The sequence below is a fragment of the Pseudomonas sp. N-1-13 genome (genome assembly GCF_057787095.1).
This window is the reverse complement of the sequence record NZ_JBYNRI010000001.1, coordinates 4893224-4912427: the sequence shown is the minus strand read 5'-3', so window position 1 is coordinate 4912427 and position 19204 is coordinate 4893224. Positions and strand designations below refer to the sequence as shown.

Here is a 19204-nt window from a genome sequence, read left to right as displayed (position 1 = left end):
GGGGTTCGCAGGCGCGGGGCTTTTTTGTATGATGTGCGACCCGTGCGCACAGGGCGCCGATAGAGGTTGAGCATGCAGGCCGTAGAAGTGAAGAGCTTCCTTGAAGGAAAGCTGCCCGAAACTGTCATTGAAGTTGAGGGCGAAGGCTGCAACTTTCAGCTGAACGTGATCAGCGATGAACTGGCGGCGTTGAGCCCGGTGAAGCGTCAGCAGCAGATCTATGCCCATTTGAACCCGTGGATCGCCGATGGCAGCATCCATGCGGTCACTATGAAATTTTTCAGCCGCGCGGCCTGGGCCGAGCGCACCTGAGCCCAAGGGCGTCGAGATTCTTATGGATAAACTGATTATTACCGGCGGCGTTCGTCTTGATGGCGAAATCCGCATCTCCGGGGCAAAGAACTCCGCCCTGCCGATCCTGGCCGCGACGTTGCTGTGCGATGGCCCGGTGACCGTGGCGAACCTGCCGCACTTGCACGACATCACCACCATGATCGAGCTGTTCGGTCGCATGGGCATTGAACCGGTGATCGACGAAAAGCTCAGCGTCGAGATCGACCCGCGCACCATCAAGACCCTGATCGCCCCGTACGAACTGGTGAAGACCATGCGTGCGTCGATTCTGGTACTGGGACCGATGGTCGCCCGTTTTGGTGAAGCCGAAGTTGCCTTGCCGGGTGGTTGCGCCATCGGCTCGCGTCCGGTGGACCTGCATATCCGCGGCCTGGAAGCCATGGGTGCGGTGATCGACGTCGAGGGTGGCTACATCAAGGCCAAGGCGCCTGAAGGCGGCCTGCGCGGCGCTCACTTCTTCTTCGATACCGTCAGTGTGACCGGTACCGAGAACATCATGATGGCGGCCGCACTGGCCAAGGGCCGCAGCGTGCTGCAAAACGCCGCTCGCGAGCCTGAAGTGGTCGACCTGGCGAACTTCCTGATCGCCATGGGCGCCAAGATCAGCGGCGCCGGCACCGATACCATCACCATCGATGGTGTTGAGCGCCTGCATTCGGCCACTTACAAAGTGATGCCGGACCGGATCGAAACCGGCACCTATCTGGTGGCTGCTGCTGTCACCGGTGGCCGCGTCAAGGTCAAGGACACCGATCCGACCATTCTTGAAGCCGTCCTGGAGAAACTCAAGGAAGCCGGTGCCGAAGTCACCTGCGGCGAAGACTGGATCGAAGTGAACATGCACGGCAAGCGGCCTAAAGCCGTCAACGTGCGGACCGCCCCGTATCCGGCGTTCCCGACCGACATGCAGGCGCAGTTCATCTCCCTCAACGCCATTGCCGAAGGCACCGGTGCGGTGATCGAGACGATCTTCGAAAACCGTTTCATGCACGTCTACGAACTGCACCGCATGGGCGCCAAGATCCAGGTCGAAGGCAACACCGCCATCGTGACCGGTACCGAGAAACTCAAGGGCGCGCCAGTGATGGCCACCGACCTGCGGGCTTCGGCCAGTCTGGTGATTTCGGCCCTGGTTGCCGAAGGCGACACCCTGATCGACCGTATCTACCACATCGACCGTGGTTACGAGTGCATCGAAGAGAAACTGCAGATGCTCGGCGCCAAGATCCGTCGCGTACCGGGCTAGGTCCGGCTGCATGGGCGCAGGGACGCGCCTGTTGATTTCGTTTCAGGTCGAGGGTGGTAACACCCTCGATGTGTGTCCGGCGCCGCTTGCGACCGGGCATGAGTACCTTGATAAGGACTGACGTTTCCCATGTTGACCATTGCACTGTCCAAGGGCCGCATCCTTGATGACACCTTGCCGCTTCTGGCTGAAGCGGGCATCGTGCCGACCGAGAATCCGGACAAGAGCCGCAAGCTGATCATTCCTACGACTCAAGCCGATGTACGCTTGCTGATCGTGCGCGCCACCGATGTTCCGACTTACGTTGAACATGGCGCCGCCGACCTGGGCGTTGCCGGTAAGGACGTGCTGATGGAGTACGGCGGCCAGGGCCTGTACGAGCCCCTGGACCTGCGGATCGCCCGCTGCAAGCTGATGACCGCCGGCAAAGTCGGTGCGCCAGAGCCCAAGGGCCGTTTGCGGGTGGCGACCAAGTTCGTCAACATTGCCAAGCGTTATTACGCCGAGCAGGGCCGTCAGGTCGATATCATCAAGTTGTACGGTTCGATGGAGCTGGCGCCGCTGATCGGCCTGGCGGACAAGATCATCGATGTGGTCGACACCGGCAACACCCTGCGGGCCAATGGCCTGGAGCCCCAGGATTTCATTGCCGACATCACCTCCCGGCTGATCGTCAACAAGGCTTCGATGAAAATGCAGCACGCCCGTATCCAGGCTTTGATCGATACCCTGCGCAAGGCAGTGGAATCGCGACACCGCGGCTGATTCACCTGCGCGACCTTGAGTCGCGCCCGTCTATCCGTGTCATAGCCAATTTTCTCAGGTGCCCACGCGAATGGACTGGTAGCTTAGGGCGCCTGAGCATTTGCCATTAATGAGGCCCTCGCTATGACCGCTCCCACTTCGATTCGCCGACTCAACGCTGCCGACCCGGATTTCGCACATCATCTGGATCATCTGCTGAGCTGGGAAAGTGTGTCTGACGACTCGGTCAATCAGCGGGTGCTGGACATCATCAAGGCTGTGCGCGAGCGTGGCGACGCAGCTTTGGTGGAATTCACCCAGAAATTCGATGGCCTGCAAGTGGCGTCCATGGCTGATCTGATCCTGCCGCGCGAGCGCCTGGAACTGGCCCTGACCCGGATCACGGTGCCGCAGCGCGAAGCCCTGGAAAAAGCCGCATCGCGGGTGCGCGACTATCACGAGAGGCAGAAACAGGACTCCTGGAGCTACACCGAAGCCGACGGCACGGTGCTGGGCCAAAAGGTCACGCCGCTGGACCGCGCCGGTCTGTACGTGCCGGGTGGCAAGGCGTCGTATCCATCCTCGGTGTTGATGAACGCGATCCCAGCCAAAGTCGCTGGCGTGACCGAAGTGGTCATGGTGGTGCCGACCCCGCGCGGCGAAATCAATGAACTGGTGCTGGCCGCTGCCTGCATCGCCGGGGTGGACCGGGTGTTCACCATTGGTGGCGCCCAGGCCGTCGCTGCGCTGGCCTATGGCACAGAGAGCGTGCCGCGGGTCGACAAGGTGGTGGGGCCAGGCAATATCTATGTCGCCACCGCCAAGCGCCACGTGTTCGGTCAGGTCGGTATCGACATGATCGCCGGCCCGTCGGAGATCCTGGTGGTGTGCGACGGCCAGACCGACCCGGACTGGATCGCCATGGACCTGTTTTCCCAGGCCGAGCACGACGAAGACGCCCAGGCGATCCTGGTCAGCCCGGACGCCGAGTTCCTCGACAAAGTGGCTGCCAGCATCGACAAGCTGCTGCCGACCATGGACCGCGCCGAGATCATCAACACCTCGATCAACGGCCGTGGCGCGCTGATCAAGGTCGAGAACATGGAACAGGCCATCGAGGTCGCCAACCGCATCGCGCCGGAGCACCTGGAGTTGTCGGTCGCTGACCCGCAGGCCTGGCTGCCGCAGATCCGCCACGCCGGTGCGATCTTCATGGGCCGCCACACCAGCGAAGCCCTGGGTGACTATTGCGCAGGTCCCAACCACGTCTTGCCGACTTCCGGTACGGCGCGTTTCTCGTCGCCGCTGGGGGTGTATGACTTCCAGAAACGTTCGTCGATCATCTTCTGCTCCGAGCAAGGTGCGTCCGAACTGGGCAAGACCGCTTCGGTGCTGGCCCGTGGCGAGTCGCTGAGCGCCCACGCCCGCAGTGCCGAATACCGCATCCTTGATGAGCGCTCCATTGAAGGGCAGGGGAAACTGAAATGAGTAAATTCTGGAGCCCGTTCGTCAAGAATCTGGTGCCTTACGTGCCGGGCGAACAGCCGAAGCTGACCCGCCTGGTCAAGCTCAACACCAACGAGAACCCCTACGGCCCGTCGCCCAAGGCCCTGGCGGCGATGCAAACCGAGCTGAACGACAACCTGCGCCTGTACCCGGATCCCAACAGCGATCTGCTGAAAAGCGCCGTGGCCCGCTATTACGGTGTGCAGAGCAACCAGGTGTTCCTGGGCAACGGTTCGGACGAAGTGCTGGCGCACATTTTCCACGGGCTGCTGCAGCACGATCAGCCGCTGTTGTTCCCGGACATCAGTTACAGCTTTTATCCGGTGTATTGCGGGCTGTACGGCATCCAGTTCGACGCAGTGCCGCTGGACGCGCAGTTCCAGATCGACCCGGCGGACTATGCCAAACCAAACGGCGGGATCATCTTCCCCAATCCGAACGCTCCCACCGGCTGCCTGCTGGCCCTGGAAGCGGTCGAGCAGATCCTCAAGGCCAGCCCGGACTCGGTGGTGGTGGTTGATGAAGCCTATATCGACTTCGGCGGCGAGACCGCCATCAGTCTGGTGGACCGCTATCCGAACCTGCTGGTGACCCAGACCCTGTCCAAGTCCCGCTCATTGGCAGGATTGCGGGTGGGCCTGGCGGTGGGCCATCCGGACCTGATCGAAGCGCTGGAGCGGATCAAGAACAGCTTCAACTCCTACCCCCTGGATCGCCTGGCGAATGTCGGGGGCGCGGCGGCGTTCGACGATCGGGAGTATTTCGAGCAGACCTGCCGGTTGGTCATCGAGCACCGTGAATGGGTGGTGGCGCAGTTGCAGGCCAAGGGCTTTGACGTGTTGCCTTCGGCGGCCAACTTCATCTTCGCCCGTCACCCCCGGCACGATGCGGCAGGGCTGGCGGCGAAATTGCGCGAACAAGGCGTGATCGTGCGGCACTTCAAGCAGGAGCGGATTGCCCAGTTCCTACGAATCAGCATCGGCACGCCGGAGCAGAACCAGGCGCTGATCGAAGCCCTGGGTGAACTCTAAAGTTAGGAAGGGGGCTGATGGCCTTATCGCGAGCAGGCTCGCTCCCACAGTAGAGTCGTTGCGAATACAAATTTTGTAACCAGCAGAGGCACCCTGTGGGAGCGAGCCTGCTCGCGATGGCGTAGTGTCAGTCAACATCCATCTGGCTGATCCACCGCCATCGCGAGCAGACTCGCTCCCACAGTTGTTGGGCCTTACTCGTGATGCTCTTCACCCAGGAAGGTCAGCGAGGTGAACACCCCGCGCGTTGCCACGTCCTTGTTGTCCTTGAGCGCGATTTCCATCTGCGCGGCGATCACATTCAACCCTTCGTTACGCACCAGCACCTTGGCCCGGCCTTCGGGGTCGGTTTCTGCTGATACGGTGTCCGGTGCGCTGCGGTAATCACCCACCAGCTTCACCCCGGCGGCCGGTTTCCCGTCCAGCAGCACCTGTACCGGCAGTGACTGGCCCGGGCCTACGGTCAGCGGGTCGACTTCCGGCAGGATCAGGAACTTGACCTGATCAAGTTTCGGCAACTTCGCTCCCGGCTCGTAGATCGCCAGGCTGTACTTGAAGGTGTGGGTCGATTCAATCGCCCCGGGCACCTTCGTGCGGCCTTCGTTGATCCATTTCTTGTCAGCGGTCTGGGACCACATGCCATTGTCCAGTTCCACGGCCATCACGGCCGGTGGCTTGAGGGGTTGCAAGCGAGCATGGTCGGGCAAGCGTTCGACGGTGACCGGGATCATCTTGCCGCCCAGGTCATAGGCCCACGCACCGCTGATTTTCTGCGCCTTGAAGGCATTGTCCTCGGCGCCGTGGCCGTAGATCACTTCGATGTTGCCGCGCCGTTGTTCGGTCCACAGGCCATGGGCCGAGGCTTGTGTGGCCAGGAACAGGCTGAGAAGGGCGAAGGTCTTGGGGTATTTCATTGATTTTCCTTTTTACAGATCAAGGGTGAGGCTGACGGTAAAGTTGCGTGGCTCGCCGGGGTTGACCCAGTAGTTGCTGTACGAGCGCTCGTAGTATTTTTCGTCGAAGACGTTGTTCAGGTTCAGGCCCACGGTGACGTTGTCGCTGGCCTTGTAATGGGCCAGCAGATCCACGGTGTGGTAGGCCGGCAGTTCGAAGTCCTTGCCGGCTTCGCCGGAGCGATCCCCGACGTATGTAAATGCCGCACCCACGTCGGAGCCGCGCAGGTGGCCGTCCTGGAATTCGTAGACGCCGAGCAGGCTGCCGCTGTGCTTGGCGACGCCAAGAATCCGGCTGCCAGTGGGAATGGTTTCGTCACCCTTGGTCACTTCGGCATCGATGTAGGCGAAGGCGCCGATCACCCGGATGGCGTCAGTTACCTGCCCGGTGACCTGCAGATCGAGTCCCTGGCTGCGGGCCTTGCCCATGGCGCGGTTGGAGTCTGTGGCCGGGTCCCGCGCCAGGACGTTTTCCTTTTCGATATGGAACGCCGCCAGAGTGGTGCTCAGGCGATCATCGAACAGCTCGCTCTTGATCCCCACTTCATAGCCAACGCCTTCCTCCGGATCGAAGGTTTTGCCCCCGGCATCCAGGCCATTGTTGGGCTTGAACGAGGTGGAGGCGTTGGCGAACAGTCCGACCTCGGGTGTCAGTTGGTACAGCAGGCCGGCCCGTTGCGTGAAGGTGTCATGACGCTGGCGGCTGGTGAGCTGCGTGGTGTGGTCGTCAATGCTCTGCTCGAAATGCTCATAACGCACGCCGATCATGCCCCGCAGTTTGTCGGTGAAGACGATCTGGTCCTGAAGATTCAGCGCACGGCTTTTCACACGCTCGAAAAAATCGGTGCCGGTACGTTGACCATCAGGTTTCGGCTGGCCATAGACCGGTTGATAGATGTCGATGGGGTAAGTGCCACCGTTGATCGTGGTCACGCGCTCGTTCTTGCGATAGTCCTCGTATTCGGTGCCGATCAGCAATTCGTGCTGCCAGGGCCCGAGGTCAAACAGCCCGCGTAATTCAAGCTGGGTAATGCTGTCGTGCCAATTGTTGTCGCGCTCGCGGTAGCGGCGGTTCACCGTACGACCGTCGGCGTTCAGCGGCCGCGCTTCGGAGGCGAAGCCCCAGAGTTCGCCCTGTTTGTAATGGCTGGCCAGGCGCAGTTGCCAGGCGTCGTTGAGCTGATGTTCGAGGGCCGCCTGGAGCATGTTGTTGTGGTTGTCGATGTCGCCGTCGTTGGGTTCGCCCAAAAAGGTCGAGCGGGAAACACCGCTCCAACGGTTGTTCGGCGCCACGATGCCGCGATCGAACGTTGAGCTGTGACGCACGATTTCGCTTTCCACCAGCAGGCGCGTATCGGGGCTCAGTTGCCAACTGAGGGAGGGGGCGACGAAGACGCGCTTGCTCTGGACGTGATCGCGAAAGCTGTGATTGTCCTCGATCGCCAGGTTGACCCGCGACAGCAGATTGCCCTCAGCGTCCAGTGGTGTGTTGACGTCCAGCGCGGTGCGGTAGCGATCCCAACTGCCGGCGCTGGTTTGCAGGGTGGTGAAGGCTTCGGGCTGGGGCTTCTTGGTGACGATGTTCACCGTACCGCCGGGGTCGCCGCGCCCGTACAGGCTGGCCGCCGGTCCTTTAAGCACCTCGATGCGTTCAATGTTGGCCGCATCCGGCGTACTCGGATAACCGCGGTTGGCGCTGAAGCCGTCCTTGTAGAACTCCGAAGTGGTAAAGCCACGCACGCTGTATTCGTAGAGTGTCAGGCCGCCGAAGTTGTTTTGCTTTGACACGCCGCCGGCATATTCCAGGGCCCGTTCGACGTTGGTGCTGCCCAGATCATTGAGGACGCTGGCGGGGATCACACTGATCGATTGCGGGATGTCCCGCAGGGCGGTGTCGGTTTTGGTGGCGCTGGCGGAGCGAGTGGCGCGATAGCCCGTCACCGGTCCGGTAGGGGATTCGTAGTCGGCAGAGACGTTGATGGCGTCCAGTTCCATCGGCTGGATTTCCTCGGCGATCACCGGGTCACCCAGCAGACCCAAGGCCAGGCTGGCGAGGGAAATCCGTTTTAGAGATGACATGTTATGTTGTTCCAATTTTTAGTATTGAAACAATATAACACTACTAATGAGAATTTATGCTATTCCTGGCCGACTAAAATAACCGCGGCGAACACGGTTTTTTGTGGCAAGGGAGCAAGCTCCCTCGCCACAAGGGACTCTTGGCCAGCAAGGCCGTTGCTATCGCGCAGTTACTCTTCTTCCTTCACCACCACCGGTGCCGGCGGTGGGCGCAAACCGATTTCTGCGGTGAGCTTGAGCTCCTTGCCGTTGCGCATCACCTGGATGGCGACCTTGTCGGTGGGTTTGATCCGCGCCACCTGGTTCATCGAGCGACGGCCGTCACCGGCGGGTTCGCCGTCGATGCTCAGGATCACGTCGCCCAGTTGCAGGCCGGCCTTCTGGGCCGGGCCATCGCGGAAAATGCCTGCTACCACGATCCCGGGACGCCCGGACAGGCCGAAGGACTCCGCCAACTCCTGGGACAGCGGCTGCACTTCAATACCCAGCCAGCCGCGAATCACCTGGCCGTGTTCGATGATGGACTTCATCACTTCCATGGCCAGCTTCACCGGAATCGCAAAACCGATGCCCTGGCTGCCGCCGGACTTGGAGAAGATCGCCGTGTTGATCCCGGTCAGATTGCCGTTGGCATCCACCAGCGCGCCGCCGGAGTTTCCGGGGTTGATCGCGGCATCGGTCTGGATGAAGTCTTCGTAATTGTTCAGGCCCAACTGATTGCGCCCAGTGGCGCTGATGATGCCCATGGTCACGGTCTGGCCGACGCCGAAGGGGTTGCCGATGGCCAGGGTGACATCGCCGATGCGGATGCTGTCCGAACGCCCAATGGTGATGGCCGGCAGGTTCTTCAGGTCGATCTTCAGCACCGCAAGGTCGGTTTCCGGGTCGCTGCCGATCACCCGGGCCAGGGTTTCGCGACCATCCTTGAGCGCCACCACAATCTGATCGGCGCCGCTGGTGACGTGGTTGTTGGTCAGGATATAACCTTCAGGGCTCATGATTACGCCCGAACCCAGGCTCGACTCCATGCGTTTCTGCTTGGGTGAGTTGTCGCCGAAGAAGCGCCGGAACTGCGGGTCTTCGAACAGGGGATGGCTGGATTTGTTGACGACCTTGGTGGTGTACAGGTTGACCACGGCCGGTGCCGCGATCGTCACGGCATCGGCGTAGGACACCGGCCCTTGTTGCAGTGCCTTGGTCTGTGGCGCCTGCTGCAGGTTGACGTCGAGGCTCGGTAGGCCGACCCACTCCGGATAACGCTGGATAATCAGTAGAGCGACAAGCACGCCGGCCAACAGAGGCCAGCCGGAAAAACGCAGCGCCTTGAGCATTAAGCACGTCCTACAAAGGTTGCAGGCGGTGTGAGACCGCCCATAATGTCGCGCATTATACGAGGCCGCGCGCGCCTCTGAACGGGATATTTAGGAGTCTTTTCATGGCCGTAGCCCTGAACACCCTGGTAGAAGAAGCGGATCGTTACCTGGCCGCCGCCAGGATTGCCGATTACTGCCCCAACGGTTTGCAGGTCGAAGGCGCCCCTCAGGTGACGCGCATTGTCAGCGGTGTCACCGCCAGCCAGGCATTGCTCGATGCTGCAGTGGAGGCTGACGCTGATCTGGTGCTGGTGCATCACGGGTATTTCTGGAAAGGCGAAAATCCGTGCGTCACCGGCATGAAGCAACGTCGCCTCAAAACCTTGCTCAAGCACGATATCAGTCTGCTGGCCTACCACTTGCCGCTGGATCTGCATGCCGAGGTGGGCAATAACGTGCAATTGGCTCGCCAGTTGGACATTACCGTCGAAGGGCCGCTGGACCCGGACAACCCCAAGGTCGTCGGCCTGGTAGGCTCCTTGTCCGAACCGATGACGCCCCGGGACTTCGCCCGTAAAGTGCAGGAAGTCATGGGCCGCGAGCCTTTGTTGATCGAAGGCGAGCAGATGATCCGCCGGGTCGGCTGGTGCACGGGCGGAGGCCAGGGCTACATCGATCAGGCCGTGCTGGCCGGGGTTGATCTGTTTCTCAGTGGCGAGGCGTCCGAGCAGACCTTTCACAGCGCCCGGGAAAACGGCATCAGCTTCATCGCCGCCGGGCACCATGCGACCGAGCGCTATGGTGTGCAGGCATTGGGCGATTACCTGGCGCGGCGCTTTGCTTTGGAGCATATCTTCATAGATTGCCCGAATCCCATCTGACTAACGCTGAACTGAATGTGGGAGCGGGCCTGTGGGAGCAAAGCTTGCTCGCGATAGCGGTATTGCATGTGCCGACGTCATCGCGAGCAAGCTTTGCTCCCACGGAGGCCACCGCAACGCCCGAACCGGCAGGCATATCCATATGCTGTTTCGATCTAGTTGGCGCCCTGATTAGAAGAGGTCGCTGTGCTAGGATTCCCCGCTCGAACACGGCCCGCTGGCCGTTCATAAGAAAGTTTTCGTGAGTAGCCATGGTCGACAAACTGACGCATCTGAAACAGCTGGAGGCGGAAAGCATCCACATCATCCGCGAGGTGGCCGCCGAGTTCGATAACCCGGTGATGCTGTACTCCATCGGTAAAGACTCCGCCGTGATGCTGCACCTGGCACGCAAGGCGTTCTTCCCCGGCAAGCTGCCGTTTCCGGTGATGCATGTCGACACCCGCTGGAAATTCCAGGAAATGTACAAGTTCCGCGACCGCATGGTTGAAGAACTGGGCCTGGACCTGATCACTCACGTGAACCCGGACGGCGTGGCGCAAGGCATCAACCCGTTTACTCACGGCAGCGCCAAGCACACCGACATCATGAAGACCGAAGGCCTGAAACAGGCTCTGGACAAGTATGGTTTCGACGCCGCTTTTGGTGGTGCCCGCCGCGATGAAGAGAAGTCCCGCGCCAAGGAGCGCGTGTACTCGTTCCGCGACAGCAAGCATCGCTGGGATCCGAAGAACCAGCGCCCGGAGCTGTGGAACGTCTACAACGGCAAGGTCAACAAGGGCGAGTCGATCCGCGTATTCCCGCTGTCGAACTGGACCGAGCTGGACATCTGGCAGTACATCTACCTCGAAGGTATCCCGATCGTGCCGCTGTACTTCGCCGCCGAGCGCGAAGTGATCGAGAAGAACGGCACGCTGATCATGATCGACGACGAGCGCATCCTCGAGCACCTGTCCGATGAAGACAAAGCCCGTATCGTCAAAAAGAAAGTGCGGTTCCGTACCCTTGGCTGCTACCCGTTGACGGGCGCGGTGGAGTCCGAGGCCGAAAGCCTGACGGACATCATTCAGGAAATGCTCCTGACGCGAACTTCCGAGCGCCAGGGCCGGGTCATCGACCACGATGGCGCAGGCTCGATGGAAGATAAGAAACGTCAGGGTTATTTCTAAGGGGTTGTCATGTCGCACCAATCTGATTTGATCAGCGAGGACATCCTCGCTTACCTGGGCCAGCACGAGCGCAAAGAGCTGCTGCGTTTTTTGACCTGCGGTAACGTCGACGACGGCAAGAGCACCCTGATCGGGCGCCTGCTGCACGACTCCAAGATGATCTACGAAGATCATCTGGAAGCCATTACCCGCGATTCGAAGAAAGTCGGCACCACCGGTGACGACATCGACCTGGCGTTGCTGGTCGATGGCTTGCAGGCCGAGCGCGAGCAAGGCATCACCATCGATGTCGCGTACCGCTATTTCTCCACGGCCAAGCGCAAATTCATCATCGCCGACACCCCGGGCCATGAGCAGTACACCCGCAACATGGCCACCGGAGCTTCCACCTGTGACCTGGCGATCATTCTGGTGGATGCCCGCTACGGCGTGCAGACCCAGACCCGTCGCCACAGCTTTATCGCCTCGTTGCTGGGCATCAAGCACATCGTCGTGGCCATCAACAAGATGGACCTCAAGGACTTCGACCAGGGAGTGTTCGAGTCGATCAAGGCCGACTATCTGAAGTTCGCCGAAGGCTTGAAGATGAAGCCCACCAGCATGCACTTCGTGCCGATGTCGGCCCTCAAGGGCGACAACGTGGTGAACAAGTCCGAGCGCTCGCCTTGGTACACCGGCCAGTCGCTGATGGAAATTCTCGAGACCGTGGAAGTGGCGGGCGACCGTAACTTCACCGACCTGCGTTTCCCGGTGCAGTACGTCAACCGTCCGAACCTGAACTTCCGCGGTTTCGCCGGCACCCTGGCCAGCGGCATCGTGCACAAGGGCGACGAAGTGGTGGTGCTGCCTTCGGGCAAGAGCAGCCGCGTGAAGTCCATCGTCACTTTCGAAGGCGAGCTGGAACACGCGGGCCCTGGCCAGGCAGTGACGCTGACCATGGAAGATGAGATCGACATCTCCCGTGGCGACCTGCTGGTGCATGCCGACAGCGTGCCGCCGGTCACCGACAGCTTCGAAGCGATGTTGGTGTGGATGGCCGAAGAGCCGATGCTGCCGGGCAAGAAATACGACATCAAGCGCGCCACCAGTTACGTGCCGGGCTCGATTGCCAGCATCGTCAACAAGGTCGACGTGAACACCTTGGAAGAAGGCCCGGCCAGCGCGTTGCAGCTCAACGAAATCGGCAAGGTGAAGATCGCCCTGGATGCGCCGATCGCCCTGGACGGTTACGAGAGCAACCGCACCACCGGCGCGTTCATCGTCATCGATCGCCTGACCAATGGCACTGTCGGCGCCGGCATGATCGTCGCCCAGCCGCTGGCTCACGGCACCAGCACGCACCACGGCAAACTGGCTCATGTGTCGGTGGAAGAGCGCGCCCAACGCTTCGGCCAGCAACCGGCCACGGTGCTGTTCAGCGGCCTGTCGGGTGCTGGCAAAAGCACGCTGGCCTATGCGGTGGAACGCAAGCTGTTCGACATGGGTCGTGCGGTCTTCGTGCTCGATGGCCAGAACCTGCGTCATGACTTGAACAAGGGCTTGCCACAGGACCGTGCCGGACGTACCGAGAACTGGCGTCGTGCGGCCCACGTTGCCCGTCAGTTCAACGAAGCCGGGCTGCTGACCCTAGCCGCGTTCGTCGCGCCGAATGCAGAAGGGCGCGAGCAGGCCAAAGACCTGATCGGCAAGGAACGTCTGCTGACGGTCTATGTCCAGGCCTCGCCAATCGTCTGCGCCCAGCGTGATCCGCAAGGTTTGTACGCTGCTGCCGGCGACAACATCCCCGGTGAGTCCTTCCCGTATGACGTGCCGCTGGACGCCGATCTGGTGATCGACACCCAGTCGCTGACCCTGGAAGAGAGCGTCAAGCAGGTGCTGGATCTGCTGCGCAAGCGTGGGGCGATCTAAGGAAGCCGCTGCAAGCTTCTAGCTTCAAGCGACAAGAAAAAGCCCGCAGATGAGCGATCATCTGCGGGCTTTTTCATTTCAAGGAACAACTCGGTCAACTGTGGGAGCGAGCCTGCTCGCGATAGCGGTGGGTCAGTCTCCATTTATCCAAGCTGAGACACCGCAATCGCGAGCAGGCTCGCTCCCACAAGGGATTCAATGGCGGTCTGGATACTCCCGATGCATCTGTTCCAGCAACGCATCTTTATCCTGCCACAACTGATTGATCCAGCCCTGGAACTCCAGGCGATAGGCGCCGTCCTGGTCGTAGTTCCTGCCGATGAACTGCGGCGGAATCTTCAGTTCCTGGAAATGCACCACCACTTCGTCAACTTTTCCGCAGAGCAAATCCCAGTACCCCGGTCGGCCGCCGGGATAGTGGATGGTCACGTTGATGATCGACTCCAGCTGTTCGCCCATGGCATCGAGCACAAACGCAATCCCACCGGCCTTGGGTTTGAGCAGGTAGCGAAAGGGTGACTGTTGCTGGGCATGCTTGCCTTCGGTGAAGCGTGTGCCTTCGACGAAGTTGAAGATGCCCACGGGGTTGTTGCGAAATTTCGCGCAGGTCTTGCGGGTGGTTTCCAGGTCCTTGCTTTTCTTTTCCGGGTACTTCTCCAGGTAAGCCTTGGAGTAGCGCTTCATGAACGGGAACCCCAGGGCCCACCAGGCCAGGCCGATCACCGGTACCCAGATCAGTTCCTGCTTGAGAAAGAACTTCAATGGGCGAATGCGCCGGTTCAGCACGTACTGCAACACCATGATATCGACCCAACTCTGGTGGTTGCTGGTGATCAGGTACGAGTGCTGGTAGTCCAGGCCTTCCAGGCCGCTGAGGTGCCAGCGGGTGCGGCGCAGCAGGTTCATCCAGGCCTTGTTGTTGCTGATCCAGGCTTCATGAATGTGGCCCATCAGCCAGTCGGTGAAACGCTGGGCGGCGGGGAAGGGCAGCAACAGCTTGAAGATGGCCACGATGAACAGCGGGGTGCAGCAGGCGATGGTGTTCAACGCCAACAGCAGCGAGGCAATGACGCCGCGCACAGGAGCAGGCAGGAAATCCAGCATTTAAATATCCATGGGTCGGTTGGCGGCCTGGATCGCGGTCAGGGCGATGGTGTACACGATGTCGTCGACCTGAGCGCCGCGGGGCAAGTCGTTTACGGGTTTGCGCAGGCCTTGCAGCATTGGCCCGAGGCTGACGCAATCGGCGCTGCGTTGCACGGCCTTGTGGGTGGTGTTGCCGGTGTTCAGGTCCGGGAAGATGAACACCGTCGCCCGGCCGGCCACCTGGCTATTGGGCGCCAGTTGTCGGGCCACGGTTTCGTTGGCGGCGGCGTCGTATTGCAGCGGCCCGTCGATCAGCAAGCCGTGTTGCGCCTCGTGGGCCAGCAGGGTGGCTTCGCGGACTTTCTCCACCTCTTCACCGCTGGCCGACTCGCCGCTGGAATAGCTGAGCATTGCCACCCGTGGCGTGATGCCGAACGCGGCAGCCGAGTCGGCGCTTTGCAGGGCAATCTCCGCCAGCTCCGCGGCACTGGGATGCGGGTTCATCACGCAGTCGCCATAGACCAGCACTTCTTCGGGGAACAGCATGAAAAACACCGAAGACACCAGCGAGCATCCCGGGGCGGTTTTGATCAGTTGCAAGGCCGGGCGGATGGTGTTGGCGGTAGAGTGGATAACACCGGACACCAGCCCGTCGACCTCATCGAGCGCCAGCATCATGGTGCCGATCACCACGGTGTCTTCCAGTTGCTGTTCGGCCATCGGCGCGTTCAGGCTTTTGCTCTTGCGCAGCCGCACCATCGGTTCGACGTAACGCTCACGAATCGAATCCGGGTCGAGGATCTCCAGCCCCGGCGGCAGTTCGATGCCCTGGGCTCGAGCCACTGCCTCGACGTCCGCCGGTTTGGCCAGTAGCACGCAGCGAGCGATGCCTCGGGCCTGGCAAATGGCGGCGGCCTGGACTGTCAGCGGTTCACTGCCCTCAGGCAGCACAATGCGTTTGTCGGCGGCCTGGGCGCGCTGGATCAATTGGTAGCGGAACACGGCCGGCGACAAGCGCATTTCCCGTGGCGTACCGCAACGCTGATGCAGCCATTTGGCATCCAGGTGGCTGGCGACAAAATCGGTGATGATCTCCGCACGTTCGCGGTCGTCGATCGGAATTTCCTTGTTCAAGCCATTGAGCAGGTTGGCGGTGTCGTAAGACCCGGTACTGACCGACAGCACCGGAAGCCCCGCCTGCAAGGCGCCTCGACAAAGGTCCATGATGCGCGGGTCGGGCAGGGTGTCGCTGGTCAGCAGCAGGCCGGCCAACGGTACGCCGTTGAGCGCTGCCAGGCTCACGGCCAGGATGATGTCGTCGCGATCACCCGGGGTCACCACCAGCACGCCGGGCTTGAGCAGCTCCACGGTGTTGCGCATGGTGCGGGCGCAAATAATGATGTTGCTCATGCGCCGGGTTTCGTAATCGCCGGCATTGAGCACCTGCGCGCCCATCAGGTCGGCCACGTCACGGGTGCGTGGGGCGTTGAGTTCGGGGCGGAACGGGATGCAACCCAGCAGGCGGAAATCGCCGCTGCGCAACAGCGGCGAGTGCTCCTTGAGCCGCGCGGAGAAGGCCTCCATGCTTTCCTCGGTATGGACTTTGTTCAGGATCACGCCGAGGACTTTCGGGTCTTTGGGCCCGCCGAACAACTGCGCCTGCAGCTCGACGCGACCGGAAAGCTCGGTCAGCACTTCGTTCTCCGGCGCCGACACCAGGATGACCTCGGCGTCCAGGCTCTTGGCCAGGTGCAGGTTGACCCGCGCGGCATAGCTGGCGTTGCGGGTCGGGACCATACCCTCGACGACCAGCACGTCCTTGCCGATGGCAGCCTGCTGGTAGAGGGTGATGATTTCTTCCAGCAACTCATCGAGCTGGCCGTCGCCCAGCATGCGTTCGACGTGCGCCAGGCCCAGCGGCTGCGGCGGCTTGAGGCCGTGGGTGCGGGCCACCAGTTCGGTGGAGCGTTCCGGTCCGGTATCGCCGGGATGGGGCTGGGCGATAGGTTTGAAAAAACCGACTTTCAGCCCGGCCCGTTCGAGTGTGCGCACCAGCCCGAGGCTGATGGAGGTCAGACCCACACCAAAATCGGTGGGCGCGATAAAAAAAGTTTGCATGCGGATTCTCTAAAGGTGCATGGCAAAGGCGAGGCTATAACTGCCGTCTACCGTCAATTCAGGCGCCAAGGTTATCGCTAACCGGGGCCTGTGCGCACCAGCCGCAGTCAAAGGACTGGCCTATTTTTTCAATACGTTGCGCCGGGTCCAGCACCCAGGCCCGGGACTGCCACGGCGGCAGGTGGCGCAGATGCTGGGTGTGCCCACAGGACAGCTCGGCCACCCAGTGCCCGTCCTCATCCTGATGAAAACCGGTGACCGTCGGTCTGTTCGAACAAGCCCGTTTGTCCGGGTTCCGTTCGCTTTCGGGCAAATCCTTGTTTAGACTTGTCCGTTCTTCATTCTTATGCAAAAGGTCTCGCCCCATGCTGATCGCCGCCAATAAGGCTGTCTCCATCGACTATACCCTGACCAACGACGCTGGTGAGGTCATCGACAGCTCTGCCGGCGGCGCTCCGCTGGTCTACCTGCATGGCGCAGGCAACATCATCCAGGGTCTGGAAAAAGCCCTGGAAGGTAAAACTTCCGGTGACGAGCTGAACGTTACCGTTGAGCCGGAAGATGCTTATGGCGAATACTCCGCCGAGCTGGTCAGCACCCTGAGCCGCAGCATGTTCGAGGGCGTGGATGAGCTGGAAGTAGGCATGCAGTTCCACGCTTCGGCCCCCGATGGCCAGATGCAGATCGTCACCATCCGCGACCTGGAAGGCGATGACGTCACCGTTGACGGCAACCACCCGTTGGCCGGTCAGCGCTTGAACTTCCAGGTCAAGATCGTCGACATTCGTGATGCCAGCCAGGAAGAAATCGCCCATGGTCACGTCCATGGCGAAGGTGGTCATCACCACTGATTTGTGGGCTACGCTCAAGTGAACTGGAAAGGCGCCTTACGGCGCCTTTTTAGTCGGTTGCTGTTAGCATCGTCCATGGCTGTTCGAAAAGATCCGCAAACCTGGAGTTCGTCATGAGTGCTTTTCACGACCTTAAACTTAAAGCCCTGGATGGTCAGGAACTTGATCTGGCGCCGTTCAAGGGGCAAGTCGTGCTGGTGGTCAATGTCGCCTCCAAATGTGGCCTGACACCTCAGTACGCTGCGTTGGAAAACCTCTATCAGCAATACAAGGCCAAGGGTTTCTGTGTGCTGGGCCTGCCTTGCAACCAGTTCGCCGGACAAGAGCCGGGGACGGAACAGGAAATCCAGGATTTCTGCAGCCTCAATTATGGTGTGACGTTCCCGTTGTCCAGCAAGCTGGAAGTGAACGGGCACGACCGTCATCAGTTGTACCGTCTGCTGGCAGGCGAGGGGGCCGAGTTTCCGGGGGACATCACCTGGAACTTCGAGAAGTTCCTGCTGGGCAAGGACGGTCGGGTGCTGGCGCGTTTCTCACCGCGCACGGCGCCGGATGATCCGGCCGTGATCCAGGCTATCGAAAAAGCCTTGAGCTGAACCTCTGGAGCAACCATCACCCTGTTGTGTGCGGGCACACTCCTCTCGGCTTCCTTTTGATCCACAATCATTCAAATCAATAGTGCTACCCATTGCTTTCCACGGTCCATATTATCGCTGTCATATTCGACCTGCGACCCTGTTTCCGTGGAGTGTCCCATGCCTGTAAAAGCCTTGTTCAAACCCTTCCATCTCGGTGCGCTGGAGCTGCCGACCCGGGTCGTGATGGCGCCGATGACTCGCTCCTTTTCCCCAGGCGGCGTGCCGAACGCCAACGTCGTGGAATATTACCGCCGTCGCGCGGCGGCCGGCGTCGGTCTGATCATTACCGAAGGCACGACCGTCGGGCACAAGGCCTCCAACGGTTATCCGAACGTACCGCATTTTTACGGCGAGGCCGCGCTGGCCGGCTGGAAACAAGTGGTTGATGCCGTGCATGCCGAAGGCGGCAAGATCGTTCCGCAGCTCTGGCACGTAGGTAACGTGCGGCGCTTGGGGACCGAGCCGGACGCGAGCGTGCCGGGCTATGGTCCTTCGGAAAAACTCAAGGACGGCCAGGTCGTGGTTCACGGCATGACCCAGGCGGATATCGACGAAGTCATCGCAGCGTTCGCCCAGGCGGCGAAAGACGCCCAGAGCATCGGCATGGACGGCGTGGAGATCCACGGCGCCCATGGTTACCTGGTGGACCAGTTCTTCTGGGAGGGCAGCAACCAGCGCACCGACGGTTATGGTGGAAGTCTGGCCAACCGATCGCGCTTCGCCATCGAACTGATCCGCGCCGTGCGTGCTGCGGTAGGTGAAGGGTTCCCGATCATCTTCCGTTTCTCCCAATGGAAGCAGCAGGACTACACCGCGCGTCTGGTGCAAACGCCAGAGGCCTTGGGCGAATTCCTCAAGCCTTTGGCAGAGGCCGGTGTGGATATTTTCCATTGCTCGACACGTCGCTTCTGGGAGCCTGAATTCGAAGGCTCCGAGCTGAATCTGGCGGGCTGGACCCGCAAGCTGACCGGCAAGCCAACCATCACCGTCGGCAGCGTTGGCCTGGATGGCGAGTTCCTGCAGTTTATGGTCAACACCGACAAAGTCGCGCAGCCGGCCAGCCTGGAGAAACTGCTGGAGCGCCTGAACAATGATGAGTTCGACCTGGTGGCGGTGGGGCGAGCCCTGCTGGTAGACCCGGATTGGGCGCAAAAAGTGCGTGAAGGCCGGGAGCAGGAGATCTTGCCGTTCAGCCGTGAGGCGTTGATGACACTGGTTTAAGCGGCGCCTGCCATCGCGAGCAGGCTCGCTCCCACACCGGATTTGGGTTGTTCACCGAACGTGTGATCAACACAACACCCTGTGGGAGCGAGCCTGCTCGCGATGG

17 protein-coding genes are annotated in these 19204 nt (G+C 60.9%); 11 read left to right on the top strand and 6 right to left on the bottom strand.

Annotated elements, in window-relative coordinates; translation table 11 throughout:
* Positions 1-72 precede the first annotated feature (72 nt).
* From AC3I65_RS22035 to hisC, 5 genes are all read left to right on the top strand, one after another.
* Positions 73-312 (top strand): BolA family protein, encoded by a 240-nt coding sequence (locus AC3I65_RS22035; protein WP_047228657.1) that lies wholly within the window; start codon positions 73-75, stop codon positions 310-312.
* Positions 313-334: 22 nt separating this feature from the next.
* Complete coding sequence (murA, locus tag AC3I65_RS22030; protein ID WP_018614024.1) at positions 335-1600, top strand: UDP-N-acetylglucosamine 1-carboxyvinyltransferase; 1266 nt, start codon at positions 335-337, stop codon at positions 1598-1600.
* A 129-nt stretch (positions 1601-1729) separates the two neighbouring features.
* A complete protein-coding gene (hisG, locus tag AC3I65_RS22025) occupies positions 1730-2365 on the top strand; it encodes an ATP phosphoribosyltransferase (RefSeq protein WP_047228656.1) in 636 nt (211 codons plus the stop codon).
* A gap of 123 nt (positions 2366-2488) precedes the next feature.
* A complete protein-coding gene (gene hisD / locus AC3I65_RS22020; protein WP_047228655.1) occupies positions 2489-3832 on the top strand; it encodes a histidinol dehydrogenase in 1344 nt (447 codons plus the stop codon).
* Positions 3829-4881 (top strand): histidinol-phosphate transaminase, encoded by a 1053-nt coding sequence (gene hisC / locus AC3I65_RS22015; RefSeq protein ID WP_076383565.1) that lies wholly within the window; start codon positions 3829-3831, stop codon positions 4879-4881. The genes hisD and hisC overlap by 4 nt, the downstream gene beginning before the upstream one ends.
* Before the next feature lie 194 nt (positions 4882-5075).
* Here the strand turns inward: hisC and AC3I65_RS22010 are convergent, their stop codons facing one another.
* From AC3I65_RS22010 to algW, 3 genes are all read right to left on the bottom strand, one after another.
* Positions 5076-5795 (bottom strand): DUF4198 domain-containing protein, encoded by a 720-nt coding sequence (locus AC3I65_RS22010; protein WP_488524161.1) that lies wholly within the window; start codon positions 5793-5795, stop codon positions 5076-5078.
* A 12-nt stretch (positions 5796-5807) separates the two neighbouring features.
* Positions 5808-7913 (bottom strand): TonB-dependent siderophore receptor, encoded by a 2106-nt coding sequence (locus tag AC3I65_RS22005; protein WP_488524160.1) that lies wholly within the window; start codon positions 7911-7913, stop codon positions 5808-5810.
* Positions 7914-8083: 170 nt separating this feature from the next.
* Positions 8084-9244 (bottom strand): Do family serine endopeptidase AlgW, encoded by a 1161-nt coding sequence (algW, locus tag AC3I65_RS22000; protein WP_047228651.1) that lies wholly within the window; start codon positions 9242-9244, stop codon positions 8084-8086.
* A gap of 104 nt (positions 9245-9348) precedes the next feature.
* Here algW and AC3I65_RS21995 point away from each other — a divergent pair, with 104 nt between their 5' ends.
* The 3 genes from AC3I65_RS21995 to cysN all read left to right on the top strand — a co-directional run bounded on the left by AC3I65_RS21995 (position 9349) and on the right by cysN (position 13184).
* On the top strand, positions 9349-10107 hold the full coding sequence (locus AC3I65_RS21995; protein WP_047228650.1) for a Nif3-like dinuclear metal center hexameric protein: 759 nt from the start codon (positions 9349-9351) through the stop codon (positions 10105-10107).
* 251 nt (positions 10108-10358) lie between these two features.
* On the top strand, positions 10359-11276 hold the full coding sequence (gene cysD, locus AC3I65_RS21990; protein WP_003178041.1) for a sulfate adenylyltransferase subunit CysD: 918 nt from the start codon (positions 10359-10361) through the stop codon (positions 11274-11276).
* Positions 11277-11285: 9 nt separating this feature from the next.
* Positions 11286-13184, top strand: coding sequence for a sulfate adenylyltransferase subunit CysN (gene cysN / locus AC3I65_RS21985; RefSeq protein ID WP_047228649.1), 1899 nt, complete (start codon positions 11286-11288; stop codon positions 13182-13184).
* 195 nt (positions 13185-13379) lie between these two features.
* Here cysN and yihG read toward each other — a convergent pair whose 3' ends face one another.
* From yihG to AC3I65_RS21970, 3 genes are read right to left on the bottom strand one after another with little or no spacing between them, the layout of a single operon-like run.
* Complete coding sequence (gene yihG / locus AC3I65_RS21980; protein WP_488524159.1) at positions 13380-14288, bottom strand: 1-acylglycerol-3-phosphate O-acyltransferase, YihG family; 909 nt, start codon at positions 14286-14288, stop codon at positions 13380-13382.
* Positions 14289-16388, bottom strand: coding sequence for a phosphate acetyltransferase (gene pta / locus AC3I65_RS21975; RefSeq protein WP_047228647.1), 2100 nt, complete (start codon positions 16386-16388; stop codon positions 14289-14291).
* A 58-nt stretch (positions 16389-16446) separates the two neighbouring features.
* The gene (locus AC3I65_RS21970; protein WP_076383569.1) at positions 16447-16785 is read right to left on the bottom strand and encodes a DUF3565 domain-containing protein; all 339 of its coding nucleotides are present in this window, start codon (positions 16783-16785) and stop codon (positions 16447-16449) included.
* Here AC3I65_RS21970 and AC3I65_RS21965 point away from each other — a divergent pair.
* The 3 genes from AC3I65_RS21965 to AC3I65_RS21955 all read left to right on the top strand — a co-directional run bounded on the left by AC3I65_RS21965 (position 16754) and on the right by AC3I65_RS21955 (position 19098).
* On the top strand, positions 16754-17239 hold the full coding sequence (locus AC3I65_RS21965; RefSeq protein ID WP_047228645.1) for an FKBP-type peptidyl-prolyl cis-trans isomerase: 486 nt from the start codon (positions 16754-16756) through the stop codon (positions 17237-17239). The genes AC3I65_RS21970 and AC3I65_RS21965 overlap by 32 nt on opposite strands.
* A 113-nt stretch (positions 17240-17352) precedes the next feature.
* Positions 17353-17835, top strand: a complete 483-nt coding sequence (locus tag AC3I65_RS21960; RefSeq protein WP_047228644.1) for a glutathione peroxidase — start codon at positions 17353-17355, stop codon at positions 17833-17835.
* A gap of 159 nt (positions 17836-17994) precedes the next feature.
* The gene (locus AC3I65_RS21955; protein WP_488524158.1) at positions 17995-19098 is read left to right on the top strand and encodes an NADH:flavin oxidoreductase; all 1104 of its coding nucleotides are present in this window, start codon (positions 17995-17997) and stop codon (positions 19096-19098) included.
* Positions 19099-19204: the final 106 nt, after the last annotated feature.

Bases quoted from the DNA above. Each gene is read 5' to 3' on its own strand.
- AC3I65_RS22035 (WP_047228657.1), top strand. From the start codon at position 73: ATGCAGGCCGTAGAAGTGAAGAGCTTCCTTGAAGGAAAGCTGCCCGAA.
- murA (WP_018614024.1), top strand. From the start codon at position 335: ATGGATAAACTGATTATTACCGGCGGCGTTCGTCTTGATGGCGAAATC.
- hisG (WP_047228656.1), top strand. From the start codon at position 1,730: ATGTTGACCATTGCACTGTCCAAGGGCCGCATCCTTGATGACACCTTG.
- hisD (WP_047228655.1), top strand. From the start codon at position 2,489: ATGACCGCTCCCACTTCGATTCGCCGACTCAACGCTGCCGACCCGGAT.
- hisC (WP_076383565.1), top strand. From the start codon at position 3,829: ATGAGTAAATTCTGGAGCCCGTTCGTCAAGAATCTGGTGCCTTACGTG.
- AC3I65_RS22010 (WP_488524161.1), bottom strand. From the start codon at position 5,795: ATGAAATACCCCAAGACCTTCGCCCTTCTCAGCCTGTTCCTGGCCACA.
- AC3I65_RS22005 (WP_488524160.1), bottom strand. From the start codon at position 7,913: ATGTCATCTCTAAAACGGATTTCCCTCGCCAGCCTGGCCTTGGGTCTG.
- algW (WP_047228651.1), bottom strand. From the start codon at position 9,244: ATGCTCAAGGCGCTGCGTTTTTCCGGCTGGCCTCTGTTGGCCGGCGTG.
- AC3I65_RS21995 (WP_047228650.1), top strand. From the start codon at position 9,349: ATGGCCGTAGCCCTGAACACCCTGGTAGAAGAAGCGGATCGTTACCTG.
- cysD (WP_003178041.1), top strand. From the start codon at position 10,359: ATGGTCGACAAACTGACGCATCTGAAACAGCTGGAGGCGGAAAGCATC.
- cysN (WP_047228649.1), top strand. From the start codon at position 11,286: ATGTCGCACCAATCTGATTTGATCAGCGAGGACATCCTCGCTTACCTG.
- yihG (WP_488524159.1), bottom strand. From the start codon at position 14,288: ATGCTGGATTTCCTGCCTGCTCCTGTGCGCGGCGTCATTGCCTCGCTG.
- pta (WP_047228647.1), bottom strand. From the start codon at position 16,388: ATGCAAACTTTTTTTATCGCGCCCACCGATTTTGGTGTGGGTCTGACC.
- AC3I65_RS21965 (WP_047228645.1), top strand. From the start codon at position 16,754: ATGCTGATCGCCGCCAATAAGGCTGTCTCCATCGACTATACCCTGACC.
- AC3I65_RS21970 (WP_076383569.1), bottom strand. From the start codon at position 16,785: ATGGAGACAGCCTTATTGGCGGCGATCAGCATGGGGCGAGACCTTTTG.
- AC3I65_RS21960 (WP_047228644.1), top strand. From the start codon at position 17,353: ATGAGTGCTTTTCACGACCTTAAACTTAAAGCCCTGGATGGTCAGGAA.
- AC3I65_RS21955 (WP_488524158.1), top strand. From the start codon at position 17,995: ATGCCTGTAAAAGCCTTGTTCAAACCCTTCCATCTCGGTGCGCTGGAG.